Annotated in this window: 16 protein-coding genes; 10 read left to right on the forward strand and 6 right to left on the reverse strand. The window is 33.7% G+C overall.

Going from position 1 to position 13,147, the window contains the following annotated elements; all coding sequences use genetic code 11:
- The first annotated feature begins 43 nt into the window (after nt 1–43).
- From Q0975_RS14035 to Q0975_RS14045, 3 genes are all read left to right on the forward strand, one after another.
- Nucleotides 44–457 carry a hypothetical protein gene (locus tag Q0975_RS14035; protein ID WP_299437689.1) on the forward strand — a complete coding sequence of 138 codons (414 nt, stop codon included), beginning with the start codon at nt 44–46 and terminating at the stop codon, nt 455–457.
- Between the two features lie 142 nt (nt 458–599).
- Nucleotides 600–1,001 (forward strand): hypothetical protein, encoded by a 402-nt coding sequence (locus tag Q0975_RS14040; protein ID WP_299437691.1) that lies wholly within the window; start codon nt 600–602, stop codon nt 999–1,001.
- Nucleotides 1,002–1,278: 277 nt separating this feature from the next.
- A complete protein-coding gene (locus Q0975_RS14045) occupies nt 1,279–1,683 on the forward strand; it encodes a hypothetical protein (protein WP_299437693.1) in 405 nt (134 codons plus the stop codon).
- Nucleotides 1,684–1,685: 2 nt separating this feature from the next.
- On the opposite strand, the gene Q0975_RS14050 is transcribed toward Q0975_RS14045, so the two are convergent.
- The 5 genes from Q0975_RS14050 to Q0975_RS14070 all read right to left on the reverse strand — a co-directional run bounded on the left by Q0975_RS14050 (nt 1,686) and on the right by Q0975_RS14070 (nt 5,443).
- A complete protein-coding gene (locus Q0975_RS14050; RefSeq protein ID WP_299437695.1) occupies nt 1,686–2,927 on the reverse strand; it encodes a CinA family nicotinamide mononucleotide deamidase-related protein in 1,242 nt (413 codons plus the stop codon).
- Between the two features lie 2 nt (nt 2,928–2,929).
- On the reverse strand, nt 2,930–3,268 hold the full coding sequence (locus tag Q0975_RS14055; RefSeq protein ID WP_299437697.1) for an Hpt domain-containing protein: 339 nt from the start codon (nt 3,266–3,268) through the stop codon (nt 2,930–2,932).
- A complete protein-coding gene (locus tag Q0975_RS14060) occupies nt 3,269–3,880 on the reverse strand; it encodes a fumarylacetoacetate hydrolase family protein (protein WP_299437700.1) in 612 nt (203 codons plus the stop codon).
- Between the two features lie 18 nt (nt 3,881–3,898).
- Nucleotides 3,899–4,678: a 3'-5' exonuclease gene (locus Q0975_RS14065; RefSeq protein WP_299437702.1), complete on the reverse strand. Its 780-nt coding sequence runs from the start codon at nt 4,676–4,678 to the stop codon at nt 3,899–3,901.
- A gap of 81 nt (nt 4,679–4,759) precedes the next feature.
- Nucleotides 4,760–5,443 carry a metal-dependent transcriptional regulator gene (locus Q0975_RS14070; RefSeq protein WP_299437704.1) on the reverse strand — a complete coding sequence of 228 codons (684 nt, stop codon included), beginning with the start codon at nt 5,441–5,443 and terminating at the stop codon, nt 4,760–4,762.
- Between the two features lie 51 nt (nt 5,444–5,494).
- Here Q0975_RS14070 and Q0975_RS14075 point away from each other — a divergent pair, with 51 nt between their 5' ends.
- Genes Q0975_RS14075 through Q0975_RS14105 form a run of 7 tightly spaced genes read left to right on the forward strand, consistent with a single transcriptional unit; the run spans nt 5,495 to nt 12,204 of the window.
- The gene (locus Q0975_RS14075) at nt 5,495–6,289 is read left to right on the forward strand and encodes a transporter (protein ID WP_299437706.1); all 795 of its coding nucleotides are present in this window, start codon (nt 5,495–5,497) and stop codon (nt 6,287–6,289) included.
- 35 nt (nt 6,290–6,324) lie between these two features.
- A complete protein-coding gene (locus Q0975_RS14080) occupies nt 6,325–7,239 on the forward strand; it encodes a zinc ABC transporter substrate-binding protein (RefSeq protein ID WP_299437707.1) in 915 nt (304 codons plus the stop codon).
- A complete protein-coding gene (locus tag Q0975_RS14085) occupies nt 7,239–7,976 on the forward strand; it encodes a metal ABC transporter ATP-binding protein (RefSeq protein ID WP_299437709.1) in 738 nt (245 codons plus the stop codon). The genes Q0975_RS14080 and Q0975_RS14085 overlap by 1 nt, the downstream gene beginning before the upstream one ends.
- Nucleotides 7,976–9,106 carry a metal ABC transporter permease gene (locus Q0975_RS14090; RefSeq protein WP_299437711.1) on the forward strand — a complete coding sequence of 377 codons (1,131 nt, stop codon included), beginning with the start codon at nt 7,976–7,978 and terminating at the stop codon, nt 9,104–9,106. The genes Q0975_RS14085 and Q0975_RS14090 overlap by 1 nt, the downstream gene beginning before the upstream one ends.
- Nucleotides 9,099–10,262, forward strand: coding sequence for a metal ABC transporter permease (locus Q0975_RS14095; RefSeq protein ID WP_299437713.1), 1,164 nt, complete (start codon nt 9,099–9,101; stop codon nt 10,260–10,262). The genes Q0975_RS14090 and Q0975_RS14095 overlap by 8 nt, the downstream gene beginning before the upstream one ends.
- Nucleotides 10,263–10,320: 58 nt before the next feature.
- On the forward strand, nt 10,321–11,001 hold the full coding sequence (locus tag Q0975_RS14100; RefSeq protein WP_299437715.1) for a hypothetical protein: 681 nt from the start codon (nt 10,321–10,323) through the stop codon (nt 10,999–11,001).
- 51 nt (nt 11,002–11,052) lie between these two features.
- Nucleotides 11,053–12,204 carry a serine hydrolase domain-containing protein gene (locus Q0975_RS14105; protein ID WP_299437717.1) on the forward strand — a complete coding sequence of 384 codons (1,152 nt, stop codon included), beginning with the start codon at nt 11,053–11,055 and terminating at the stop codon, nt 12,202–12,204.
- Between the two features lie 47 nt (nt 12,205–12,251).
- Here Q0975_RS14105 and Q0975_RS14110 read toward each other — a convergent pair whose 3' ends face one another.
- Nucleotides 12,252–13,082: a DUF2306 domain-containing protein gene (locus Q0975_RS14110; protein WP_299437719.1), complete on the reverse strand. Its 831-nt coding sequence runs from the start codon at nt 13,080–13,082 to the stop codon at nt 12,252–12,254.
- Between the last annotated feature and the right edge of the window lie 65 nt (nt 13,083–13,147).

Genomic DNA, 13,147 nt, shown 5'->3' on the forward strand with positions numbered 1-13,147 from the left:
ATAGTATCTTCCAGTTTGTAATTGGAAAACATCTCATTGAATAATGGTTCATAATTTTAACAAGAAGCTTATCAACAAGCATAAGCTTGCTATTGGGTTATTTTATTTTTATAATAACCACATCGTCTCCGAAATAAAAGAAGGAGGCATTGTTACTTTTGAAAATTCTACTGATCTATTTAAATTAATTCATTCTTATTACGGAACCACTACCCCATTTGTATATATTTCTAACAGAAAAAACTCCTATTCTTTTGTACCTACAGGACATTTTAAAACCTCAAAACTATTTCCTAATTTCATGGGATATGGCGTTGTCGCCTATGATGCTATAAATAACAAAGTAGCCACATTAGAACAATCTTTTGTTGAAACGGATACTAAAATTTTTGACACTTTAGATGATGCAATGATCTGGATTGATGAGATAATCTTACCATTACTCAATACCGATTAAAACTGTTACAAACCCAAAACACATTACAACCATGTACTTATAGAAAATCACATAATTCAACCAAATGAGCAGAAGGGATAACACTTATTAATCACAAGTTAATCTAATAGGTATATACAACATTTAACACAAAGCAATAAAAATGCCTGATAATATAAAAGAAAAATTATTACATAAACACGATCTTAATATCGGGTCGTTTTACTTTTACAATAACTTTCTCGTATCTGAAATAAAAGAAGGTATTACATTAAGCATAGAGAATTCTTCCAAATTATTCGAATTGGTTAAAACATATTATGGAAACAAAACACCGTTTTTCTATATAGCTAATAGAAAAAACTCATACTCTTTTGTTCCGACTGGACATTATAAATTTGTTGAACTTTTCCCAAATGGAAAAGGATTTGCCGTTGTAGCATATGACAGCACAAGTATTCGAATTGCAAAGTTCGAAAAATCTTTCATTAACGCCCCTACTGGTATTTTTAGCAACCTAAAAGAAGCCATTGAATGGGGAAAAGGATTAATCACACCAGATTAAAACCATAAACAACCCAATAGCTCTTAAAATTGGTTATAGCTTAATCTATATTAAAAAGAAGTTGTTATATCACAAAGGATTTAAACCATATAAAAGAGTAACACCGATCAAAAAACTTCAATAATTCACCAAAAGACTAAGTTCAATCAATCTTTATTTATTAACTATATCGTTTGAAATTAAAAATAAACCCACAAAACACTGAATAACAGATTTTCACAAGAAATTATGGTGTCATTTTTACGACTTATTTGCCACTAACAAAATTATTCAGATTATGAAAGCTATACAAAACGATAACTTTATTCAAAAATACGACCTTAACTTAGGTACTTATTACTTTTATAACAATTATATAATCGCAGAAATCAAAGAAGGCGCAATAATTACATTGGGAAAGCTTTATGATCTCATACCTATAGTTCAGAAACATTACGGTAACGGACAACCTTTCACCTATATTTCTGACAGAATCAACTCACATTCAATCATTCCTACTGATTATTTAGATTGCCCTCTTATTTATATGAATAATTTTAAAGGCTATGGAGTAGTTACATATAATCAAATCAGCGAAAAATCAATAGAAGTAGAAAAGCATTTTTCACAAAGGCCATTTCATAATTTCAAGAACCTAGAGGATGCCATAAACTGGACTAGAAATGAAGCTATTAAACAATAAGATTAATTTAATTCATTAAGAAGAAGCTCAAATGATTTATTCACGGCCTTCCCAATAGTTCGCTCTCTTAAGTTACTAAACACGAATTTCTCTGAAAAAACACGATTTGGCGTAGCAATTGCGATAAAAACAGTACCCACTTCTACATCTCCATCTCCCTTTGAAGGACCAGCATTTCCAGTAGTTGCAATACTGTAATCAGAATTAAACCTTGTTTTAACACCCAACGCCATTGCTTCTGCAACTTCAGCACTTGTAACAGTGAACTTCTTTATCAAATCCTCATGCACTCCCAAAATATCAGTTTTAGATTGAGTAGCATACGTAACAGCAGCTCCTTTAAAAAAAGATGAAGCGCCAGAACGAGTAGTTATAGACTGTGCTATTTTTCCTCCTGTACAACTTTCTGCAACTGCAAGAAATTGCCCTCTAGAAGCTAACAATTTACCAATCAATGCTTCTATAGATTCATCTTCTTCATAACCTACTATGATATCACCTATTAGTATATGGAGGTCAGTAATTCTTTCTTCTATGGTATCTTTCAATAGTTTCTCATCGGTTCCGCGCGCAGAAAGACGCAATCTAACTCTTCCTAAATTAGGAAGATATGCCAACTTAATGAAAGATGGTAATTCATCTTCCCATTGTTCTATTTTTTTTGCTATTGCACTTTCACCCATTCCATAAGTCAATACTGTCTTATGAATAATAAATGGTCTATTAAATTTTTCTTGAAATCTTGGCAGCACCTCATCCTTCATTAGATTCTTCATCTCAAAAGGCACTCCAGGCATAGACACAAAAACTGTATCATCTTTTTCTAACCACATTCCGGGAGCAGTACCAAAATTATTCATTAATACAGTAGCGGTAGTAGGAACAAGTGCCTGCATTCTGTTAATATCCGTAACTGGAGTATTAATGTATTTCGCAAAAAGTGTTTCAATATGCAATAACACATCATCGTTCTGAATTAATGTATCCCCAAAAAATTCACAAAGCGTATGTTTCGTAATATCGTCTTTGGTAGGACCTAGTCCACCAGTTATAAGCACAATATCTACTCTGTTTTTTGCTTCTTCGAGTGCAGTAAGAATATGTTGTTTATCATCTTGAATGGATGTAATCTGATAAACATCAATACCTATTTTATTAAGTTCTTTTCCTATAAAAGCAGAATTGGAATCGACAATTTGACCAATAAGAATTTCATCTCCGATGGTAATTATTTCTGCAAGCATAATTACTGGAAATCAGCTTTCAAATCTTCAATCGCACCATTAACAGTAGTAACAATATGATCCAGTATAGCCTCAATCTCAGATTTCGTTTTCCCAGATTTAGACCATGCTTCTACTTGTTTTATTTCTTTTAAAAGATCTATTCCAAATAACTGAAGATTTGGCTTCATTTTATGAGCAAATTGATATGCAGTCTTAGGATCATTATCTTTTATCGCCTGTCCCATACCGTCTAAATCCGGAGGTATCTCTTCCAAAAATGTTTGTACTAAAACTGTTATAAACTCATCATCTCCACCGGACAATTCATTCACACTTTCTAAGCTATACCCTTTGCTCATCTATTTAATTCTTATTGAAAAAATTTGTTGCTTTTCTATAAAACCAGTAAGTATATCCTCTGCTTTTACGGCACCAACTCCAGCTGGTGTTCCTGTAAAGATAACATCTCCTATCTTTAAAGTAAAATATTTTGACACATATTCTATCAATTCATCAATTTTCCAAAGCATAAATCTCGTATTCCCCTTTTGAACAGGTGTTCCATTTTTTTCTAAATGAAAATCGATATTATTAACATCCGGAAAATCTTCTTTAGACATCCAATTCCCTATAACAGCCGCGCCGTCAAAAGCTTTTGCCTTTTCCCAAGGTAATCCCTTTGATTTCAGTTTGCTTTGTAAATCTCGTGCAGTAAAATCAATTCCTAATCCAATTTCATCATAATATTTATGCGCGAATTTTCGATCAATATGTTTACCCACCTTTTTAATTTTCACTAAAACTTCTACCTCATGATGTACATCATCAGAAAAATCAGGTATAAAAAAAGGTTGTTTTTTCAAAAGGATCGAAGTATCTGGTTTCATAAAAACCACAGGATCTGCAGGCTTCTCATTTTCTAATTCTTCGATATGATCCGTATAATTACGACCTATACAAATAAGCTTCATAAAAATGGTTATAGAAAATTACAAATTAAGACTATTATTTAATTTACGAAGTCTAACCGCTGTAAGCACCTTTTTAGTGTACAGTGGAAAATCTGCGTTCAGTAACCACCCAAAATACCCAGGTTCATCTTCCATTACCTTTTCGACCAATTTACCTTTATGTTTACCAAAAGAAAAAACCTCTCTACCTTCTTTATCATATGCGATAAATCCTGCGAAATCCGCAAATTGCTTTCTAGAACTAAACTCTGCAAGAAATTTAGTGTCATTTTCTAACTCAGGGTATCTATCTAATTGTGCTTTGAGCACTTCATAAGTAGCATTTGTATCCGCCTCTGCAGAATGCGCATTTTCAAGATCTTTACCGCAGTAAAACATATACGCTGCAGCTAAGGTTCTCTTCTCCATTTTATGAAAAATAGTCTGCACATCAACCGCAACCGTATTTTTCATATCAAAATCTAAATCTGCTCGTAACAATTCTTCTGCTAACAAAGGAATATCAAAACGATTAGAATTAAACCCTCCAAGATCGCATCCCTTAATCATTTCGCTAACTTTATTTGCTAGTTGTTTAAAAGTAGGTTCATTCGCCACTTTTTCATCTGTGATTCCATGTACTTCAGTGGTCTCTGCAGGGATTGGCATCTCTGGATTGACAAGCCAAGTTTTACTTTCCTTATTACCATTAGGGAAAACTTTCAGAATAGAAATTTCTACGATTCGATCTTTAGAAATATTAATGCCGGTCGTTTCCAGATCAAAAAAACAGATCGGTCTTTTTAAATTAAGCTCCATAAATTGATTGTGTGATCCAAAGATAACAGGTATATCTTATAAACCATTATTGTGATACTTTTTTTAACATTTATTGTTGTATCATATTACCTTCACAAATACATTATCGCCGAATTTACGGGTAACTGTTTCTTCTGTATTATTAAACTGAATTTTGATAGAACCATCAAACTCTCTCACTTCCAATACCTTAATTTCACTACTTAGTGCCAAGCCTATTTCAGACACATATTTAAGAAATGTCACAGAAGCGTCATTTACAGAAATTAACTGACAGATAGCCCCTTCTTCTAACGATGATAATGTCGTTTTAGGTAAGATAAAATATTCTCCAGCTGCATTAGGAATAACTTCTCCATGAGGATCTTTTGTTGGAAAATCCATAAAACGATCCAACTCATTAATTAATTTTTGAGATTTTATATGCTCCAATTGCTCTGCTACATCATGAACTTCATCCCAGCCAAAATTCAAATAGTTACAAAGAAACGTTTCCCATAACCTATGTTTTCGGATAAGACGCACTGCTATGGACTTTCCTTCCTCTGTTAATTCTAACTTACCATATTTCTCACTAACAACATATTCTTTAGCCTTTAGCTTCTTAATCATATTATTTGTGGATGCCGGAGAAACCTTTAAATAATCGGCGAGTTGGTTGTTCCCAACTTTAGCCGAACCACCTTCTATCAGCAGCTGAAAAAGAGCTTTTAAATAATCTTCTTCACTTTTTGTTAAATTATTCAAATTTAATTTGTTAGTCATAGCTAACTTTTTTAGTTTTGTATCATTAATAAAACAAAAGTACTAAACCTAATGCAAATACACAGAATCATCTTAATTACTTTTTTGAGTTGTCTAAGTTTCAACTCTATTTTTTCTCAGGAAACCAACAAACCTGGAACCTTAGTTACCGATCGACCTGATCAAACTGAATCCCCTACTGTTGTACCAAAAGGTTACCTTCAAATAGAAACAGGCGCTTTTTATGAAGATGCGGGAGAAGACGCTTTCAAACAAAAAACTACAACTTTTAATACCACCTTACTTAGATATGGATTGTTAGATAATCTAGAATTAAGAATAGGTTGGGATTTTGCAGAAACCAAAACCGAAATTAATGGTACAGAATTAGATGATGTAGAAAGTGGACTATCTCCTTTATTATTAGGAGCAAAAATTGCAATTACAGAGGAGAAAGGATGGTTACCAGAAATTGGACTCTTAGGCCATCTCTACCTACCATTTACCGCAGGTAAAGATTTTAGACCAGAAAACACTGGAGTTGATTTTAGATTTTCATTTGCACATACACTTAGCGAAAAATCAAGCTTCTCTTATAATCTAGGAGCGGCTTGGGGCGACGATTCTCCTGAAGCAGCATATGTTTATACAATTGTTTACGGATACAGTATCACTGACAGCTTAGGAATATACGCAGAATTATACGGAGATTTTCCTGAAGACAGTAGTGCAAATCACCTTTGGGATGCAGGATTCACATATCTATTAAGCGATTCAATTCAATTAGATGCTACCGTTGGATCTGGAATTACTGAAGGTCAAAATCTATTACTAAGTGCCGGTATAAGCGTAAGATTACCCAATTAATTGTGTTACTATTTAAGGATTTAAAAAAAAACAGCATGAAAAAGATATTAATAATACTAACAGTTTCAACATTCTTATTTTCTTGTAAACAAGAAATAAAAGACCCTAATCAGAAACTTCAGGTAGTAACTACTACGACTATGATCACCGATCTCGTTCAAAACATCGGAGGTGACCTCATATCTGTTCAGGGATTAATGGGATCTGGAGTGGATCCACACTTATACAAGGCTAGTGAAGGTGATGTTACAAAATTGGTAAATGCTGATGTTATTTTTTATAACGGCTTGCATCTGGAAGGAAAACTAGTCGAAGTATTTGAAAAAATGGGAAACCAAAACATGAAAACAATCGCTGTTGGCGAAGTTCTAGACAAAAATACTCTTATCGGATCCGATTACTTCGCTTCTAACTATGATCCTCATATTTGGTTTAGCACGAACAACTGGAAACAAGTTGCTAGTTTTACTATTCAAAAATTAAAGGAGCTAGATCCTAAAAATGCTGAAGCTTTTGAAACAAACGGAAAAGCATATTTAGCAAAACTTGATGTGTTAGAAGTAAAACTAAAGGCAACTATAGATACGCTACCAAAAGAAAAAAGAATACTAGTTACAGCTCATGATGCGTTTAGCTATTTCGGAAAAGAATATGAGTTCAATGTAGTAGGCTTACAAGGGTTATCCACCGCAACTGAAGCTGGAGTGCAAGATGTACAAAAGTTAGCTGCCTTCATTATAGAGAATGAAGTAAAGTCTATTTTTGTTGAAACCTCCGTTCCTAAGCGTACAATTGAAGCATTGCAAGCTGCGGTAAAATCTAAAGATCATGTTGTAACCATCGGAGGAACTTTGTATTCCGATGCACTTGGTAATCCCGGAACACTAGAAGGAACCTACATTGGTATGTTTGAATACAATGTTAATACAATTGTAAATGCATTAAAATAATGGAAAACAAAATCGCTGTACAAATAGATGATCTTACTGTTGCATATAACTACAAACCAGTTTTATGGGATATTGACCTCTCTATTCCCGAAGGAGTCCTAATGGCTATTGTTGGCCCTAATGGAGCAGGAAAATCTACCTTAATCAAGTCGATTTTAGACATTATCAAACCTATAGCAGGTAGCGTAAAAATATATGATAAACCATATAGTAAGCAGCGATCACTTGTTGCTTATGTGCCTCAGAAAGGAAGTGTAGATTGGGATTTTCCTACTACTGCTCTGGATGTCGTTATGATGGGAACATATGGAAGTTTAGGATGGATTAAAAGGCCTGGTCAAAAAGAAAAGAAAGCAGCACTCGAAGCATTAGAAAAAGTTGGGATGCTCGCTTTTAAAAGTAGGCAGATTAGCCAACTTTCTGGAGGACAACAACAGCGTATTTTCCTTGCAAGAGCTTTAGTACAAAATGCATCAATTTACTTTATGGATGAACCATTTCAAGGAGTGGATGCTACTACAGAAAAGGCCATTATTAACATCTTGAAAGAACTTAGAAAAGCTGGAAAAACGGTAATTGTAGTACATCATGATCTACAAACAGTTCCGGAATATTTTGATTGGGTAACTTTCTTGAATGTAAAGAAAATCGCAACGGGTCCTGTCAAAGATATTTTCAACGATGATAATTTGACTAAAACGTATGGTATTAATTACAAAGTAAGTGTACAACAATAATGGATATTCTAGAATATATAGAACTTGTATTTACCGATTACACCCTTCGTACAATTACATTGGGAACAGCTATTTTGGGAGCGATCTGTGGTATGTTAGGAAGTTTTGCTGTATTACGTAAACAGAGTCTATTGGGAGATGCAATTTCGCATGCTGCATTACCAGGCATAGCAATTGCTTTCTTAATCATTGGAGCAAAAAACAGCAATGCCTTTTTATTGGGAGCACTGATAAGCGGATTGGTTGGAAGTTTCTGGATTAGAGGAATCATTAGAAAAACACATCTCAAATCTGATACCGCATTAGGTTTAATCCTATCTCTGTTTTTTGGTTTTGGGATGCTTTTACTTACATATATCCAAAAACTACCCAATGCAAATCAAGCTGGATTAGAAAACTATCTTTTCGGACAGGCTGCAACATTATTAGAGAGTGATGTTTGGATGATGTCGCTGGTAACTGGAGTATGTCTTATAGTTTTACTACTCTTTTGGAAAGAACTCAAAATATCACTTTTTGATGCTGATTATACAAAAACTTTAGGGTTTAACATTAAGTTTTTAGATATCCTGATTACCACTTTTATTGTTATAGCCATTGTATTAGGACTACAAACGGTAGGTGTTGTTCTTATGAGCGCTATGATTCTTGCTCCAGCTGCGGCAGCTCGACAATGGACTAATAGTTTATCGGTAATGGTTATCCTAGCGGCTATCTTTGGAGCTTTTTCTGGAGTTATCGGAACAGCTATAAGTGCCAGTCATAATAATCTATCTACAGGACCTGTTATCGTATTGGTTGCAGCTGTCTTTGTATTAGTTTCCTTTATATTTTCTCCAGGTCGCGGACTATTATTTAGAGAAATCCGTTTTAGAAAAAACAGAAATGATCTTCAATTGCATAAAACGCTTTCATTTATGTACAATATTGCTAGAGATCACGAAGATATTTCACACCCACATGCGATTAAAATATTGAATAATTTTCAAGGGTTTACCAAACGATCTTTGCAGAAATTAGAAGACAAAGATTATGTGAAAATCGAAGGTAATATGTGGTCCCTTACGACATCAGGTTATGATACCGCTTCAAATTTATATAATCAATTAACACAGACTGAAGATGAGTAGCGCACAAATTGAAATACAATTGATTGCAAGCCTAGTAGCTATTGCTTGTGCTATTCCAGGCACATTCTTAGTGCTCCGCAAGATGGCTTTGATTACGGATGCTATTAGTCATTCTATATTACCAGGTATCGTGATTGGATTTTTTATCACACATGATCTTTCTTCTCCTTTATTGATTCTTCTTGCTGCTTTAAGTGGTGTACTTACAGTAGTTTTAGTAGAGTTTATTCAAAAAACGGGTTTGGTTAAAGAGGATACTGCAATCGGTTTAGTTTTCCCTGCTTTGTTCAGTATTGGAGTTATTATGATAGCGCAGAATGCGAACGATGTACATCTAGATATAGATGCAGTGCTTTTAGGAGAACTCGCTTTCGCCCCATTCGACAGAATTATTATGGGCGGAACTGATTTAGGACCTAAATCTTTATGGATTATTGGTACGATCTTACTAATTACTTCAGGGTTACTTTTTGCCTTTTTCAAAGAATTAAAAGTTAGCACATTCGATGCTGGACTTGCCGCTGCTTTAGGTTTATCTCCTGTTATAATGCATTATGGATTAATGACTGTAGCATCTATTACAACAGTTGGAGCCTTTGATGCGGTTGGAGCTATTTTAGTAATTGCATTTATGATTGCACCAGCTGCCACTGCTTATTTACTAACCAATAATCTTAAAAAAATGTTGTTGTTAGCGTGTGTCTTTGGTGTAACTGCGGCAATAGCAGGATATTGGTTAGCACATGGATTAGACACCTCTATTTCTGGATCGATGACCACCGTACTTGGTATTATCTTTCTGGCAGTGTATTTATTCGCACCTAACAAAGGTTATTTTTCTGTATTATATCGTCAAAGACAACAGCGTATCGAAGTTTCTTTACTTACATTTCTACTACACCTGGGTAATCACGAGGATGATGAAACAGAAAGACATGTAAAGCATCTTAACGAACATATTAATTGGCAAAAAGTGAAAGCAAAATCAGTATTGGATCTCGCATTAAAAAACAACATGATTGTTATTGAAAATGATGTAGTCTCTCTAACTGAGAAAGGAAAGCATTTTACTACTGAAGCTATTGACTATATAGTAACGAACAAGAATTCTGAAATTGAAAAAATGAAAGATCGGTTTTTTCTATTTAGAGGGTAGTATTTTTATATAAACTATTCAATATAAGGGAAATCTACTATCTTTATACAAAAAGAAGATGAAACAGATTCTTAGAGCCTATTCTTACTTTGCTTTTTATATGTTTTTGTTTTGCAGCGTACCTAAAGTCTTGGCTCAAGAAAAACAAGTGCATTTGGTTGAAGATATTCAAAAAAAACGTACCATTCTTTATGTTCAAAATGATACAGATTCTGACAAAAGTGTTTTTCTTAAAATAAACCCTATTGGATATCGTAGAAGTGCACAACGACCAATCATCAAAAACATTCCTGCTAACAGCAAGAAACAGATGATCATATTGATTCCACTTACTGATGTACCATCTTCATACACTTATAATCTCATTGTCAATGAAGAATTACAAAATATTGATGCTAAACGACAAAAAGAAAAACCTCAAGAAGTTCCGCCGCAAACCGTATCAAAGTATCATGTTTTTGTTTATACCGAGCAGAATTGTAACCGATGTGATACATTAAAGCAAAAACTAAAAGATAAAAAAATTAATTTTCTTGAGGTTGATATCGACAGTAAAAACAATTTATTATCTCCCGTATTTTGGAAAAAAATGAATGACAAAGGATATACAAGAGAGAATATAAAGTTACCTTTTGTTAAAAAGAATAAGGCCTTATACTACCCTATTCCTGACTTTGATACCTTTATTAAAGAAATCACCAAAAAAAAGAAAAAGACTAAAACTTCTATTTTTAAATAATCAAGTAACATTTCATAAGTTTTATATACTAATTTAGTATATCTATATTATATGAAAACATTTTTAATAATACTTGGTAGCTTTTTATTACTAGGAATTGTCGCTCTGGTTGGATTGTTTTTTTATTTCAAAAATGCCAATAAAATAGAAATAGTTCCAGCTACATCATCATTAGTTACACGAGAAAATATAGATCAAGAAAAAGTAGATAGTATTTTCAAATACACTAAAAACTTTCCGGATAATACACAGTTATCTTTTGCTTTTATAGATGCTGATACTGTTTCTTATTATGGAACACTTCGAAAAGACAAAGTATTTACTACAGTAAAAAATTCTGATGCTGTTTTTCATATTGGTTCTATCACTAAAGTATTTACATCTACATTACTAGCTGATTTTGCAATTCATAAAGAAGTTGATCTTGATGCCCCCATTCAAGAATTCATGGACATCCCTTTAAATAAGATTAAAAAGGAAGGAAAGTCTATCACATTAAAAATGTTATCCAATCACACATCTGGGCTACCTAGATTGCCATCAGGTATGATGATGAGTAGCATAATGAATCCTGACAATCCATATGCCAATTATACTCAAGAAAAACTAAACACCTATCTAAAAGATAAGATGAAGCCTAAACGTATTCCTGGAACTTCTATGGAGTATTCCAATCTAGGAGCTGGTCTATTAGGAGATATCTTGGCAAATATTTCTAAAAAAACTTATGAAGAACTAGTACAAGAACGTATTTTTTCTAAATATAAAATGACTTCATCCACGATGATTCCGGAAAAAGTAGCAGAAAAAACTATTGATGGATTGACTGCAAAAGGTACTATTGCACAACCATGGACAAAACAAACATTACACGGTGCTGGTGGAGTACTCTCTAATGTAGAAGACTTATCTAAATTTGCAATTGCAAACTTTAAAAAGGACACTGTTCTAGATTTTCAGCGAATAAAAACTTTTGAAAAGAATAAGAAAATGTCGGTTTCGCTTGGTTGGCATATTATCACAAGTAAAACTGGTGACGAACTGTATTTTCATAATGGAGCAACTGGTGGTTACATGTCTTCTATGTTACTAAACACTAAAAACAAAAAAGGTGTAATCATTCTATCTAACATAAATTTCTTGCATCCAGATAGCAAAAATTTAGATAAACTATGTTTCACTTTAATGGGTATGCAGCCCTAAACCATATCCTATGGTTTAGGGATAGAATTTATAGATCTCTTTTACATTTATAATCTTGGTAACCACATTCCCATTGTAGCAGCAAAAACTCCGATTCCTGTAAGTACAGTAAGTACTAAAAGAAAAGCAGACATCGCGAATTTAACCGGAATATTCTTTCTTTTCTTTGCATACAGATACATTTCCAGAATAATTAACGGTATTACATACTGTCCGATTCCCAGAAAAGTAAGAAATGGCCCTCTAAATGTTTCTGGATCAAAACCTACGGCTTCACCATGAATAAACAACCACAGCATTAATCCAATTCTAAAAAACCAAACTCCGTTAACTACCAAAAACAAACGTAATGCCCAACGGCGATGAGAATCAAAATTACGTGCCACAGCAGTACGCCAAGCTAATGCTGCAAAAAGCATAATAAGGACTCCATTAAAGCTTACGCTAATATCACCCACTAGTCCACTAATCGTCCCTTTTGTTATCACCATATACACACCGCTGAAACTTATCACAAAAGCAGTTAAAATATATAACTTTCCATTCCAACGATGAAATGAACGAGCTCGATTCCTGATCTGAGCAACAAATTGTAGTGGTCCGCCAACCATCATAATAACAGCCAATAAAAGATGTATTGCAACGGCTATATTTCCCATAGTTCCACCAGGAACATATCCATGAGGCAGTACACGATTCCATTTCATGAAATCTCCATCAATAGCTGCACCACCATAAAAAGCAGTAACATAATATGCAAAGATCCATTGACCTATTACCGCAATTACGAACCAAAACTGAACGGAAATATTCAATGTTCTATTAGCCCATGCATTTGAGTTTTTTAAAGTGCTCACAGCACTAGTAGTAGTATTCATAACTGTTCGTTTTTTTTACTTCGATTACTCGAAACAAATTGATGATTGATTTTGATTGATGATGA

Origin of the sequence: uncultured Aquimarina sp. (assembly GCF_947500065.1) — a bacterium.
Lineage (GTDB): Bacteria > Bacteroidota > Bacteroidia > Flavobacteriales > Flavobacteriaceae > Aquimarina.

What these genes read in the sequence shown, in the direction of transcription:
- Q0975_RS14035 (WP_299437689.1), top strand. Translation starts at nt 44, where the DNA reads ATGGTTCATAATTTTAACAAGAAGCTTATCAACAAGCATAAGCTTGCT.
- Q0975_RS14040 (WP_299437691.1), top strand. Translation starts at nt 600, where the DNA reads ATGCCTGATAATATAAAAGAAAAATTATTACATAAACACGATCTTAAT.
- Q0975_RS14045 (WP_299437693.1), top strand. Translation starts at nt 1,279, where the DNA reads ATGAAAGCTATACAAAACGATAACTTTATTCAAAAATACGACCTTAAC.
- Q0975_RS14050 (WP_299437695.1), bottom strand. Translation starts at nt 2,927, where the DNA reads ATGCTTGCAGAAATAATTACCATCGGAGATGAAATTCTTATTGGTCAA.
- Q0975_RS14055 (WP_299437697.1), bottom strand. Translation starts at nt 3,268, where the DNA reads ATGAGCAAAGGGTATAGCTTAGAAAGTGTGAATGAATTGTCCGGTGGA.
- Q0975_RS14060 (WP_299437700.1), bottom strand. Translation starts at nt 3,880, where the DNA reads ATGAAGCTTATTTGTATAGGTCGTAATTATACGGATCATATCGAAGAA.
- Q0975_RS14065 (WP_299437702.1), bottom strand. Translation starts at nt 4,678, where the DNA reads ATGGAGCTTAATTTAAAAAGACCGATCTGTTTTTTTGATCTGGAAACG.
- Q0975_RS14070 (WP_299437704.1), bottom strand. Translation starts at nt 5,443, where the DNA reads ATGACTAACAAATTAAATTTGAATAATTTAACAAAAAGTGAAGAAGAT.
- Q0975_RS14075 (WP_299437706.1), top strand. Translation starts at nt 5,495, where the DNA reads ATGCAAATACACAGAATCATCTTAATTACTTTTTTGAGTTGTCTAAGT.
- Q0975_RS14080 (WP_299437707.1), top strand. Translation starts at nt 6,325, where the DNA reads ATGAAAAAGATATTAATAATACTAACAGTTTCAACATTCTTATTTTCT.
- Q0975_RS14085 (WP_299437709.1), top strand. Translation starts at nt 7,239, where the DNA reads ATGGAAAACAAAATCGCTGTACAAATAGATGATCTTACTGTTGCATAT.
- Q0975_RS14090 (WP_299437711.1), top strand. Translation starts at nt 7,976, where the DNA reads ATGGATATTCTAGAATATATAGAACTTGTATTTACCGATTACACCCTT.
- Q0975_RS14095 (WP_299437713.1), top strand. Translation starts at nt 9,099, where the DNA reads ATGAGTAGCGCACAAATTGAAATACAATTGATTGCAAGCCTAGTAGCT.
- Q0975_RS14100 (WP_299437715.1), top strand. Translation starts at nt 10,321, where the DNA reads ATGAAACAGATTCTTAGAGCCTATTCTTACTTTGCTTTTTATATGTTT.
- Q0975_RS14105 (WP_299437717.1), top strand. Translation starts at nt 11,053, where the DNA reads ATGAAAACATTTTTAATAATACTTGGTAGCTTTTTATTACTAGGAATT.
- Q0975_RS14110 (WP_299437719.1), bottom strand. Translation starts at nt 13,082, where the DNA reads ATGAATACTACTACTAGTGCTGTGAGCACTTTAAAAAACTCAAATGCA.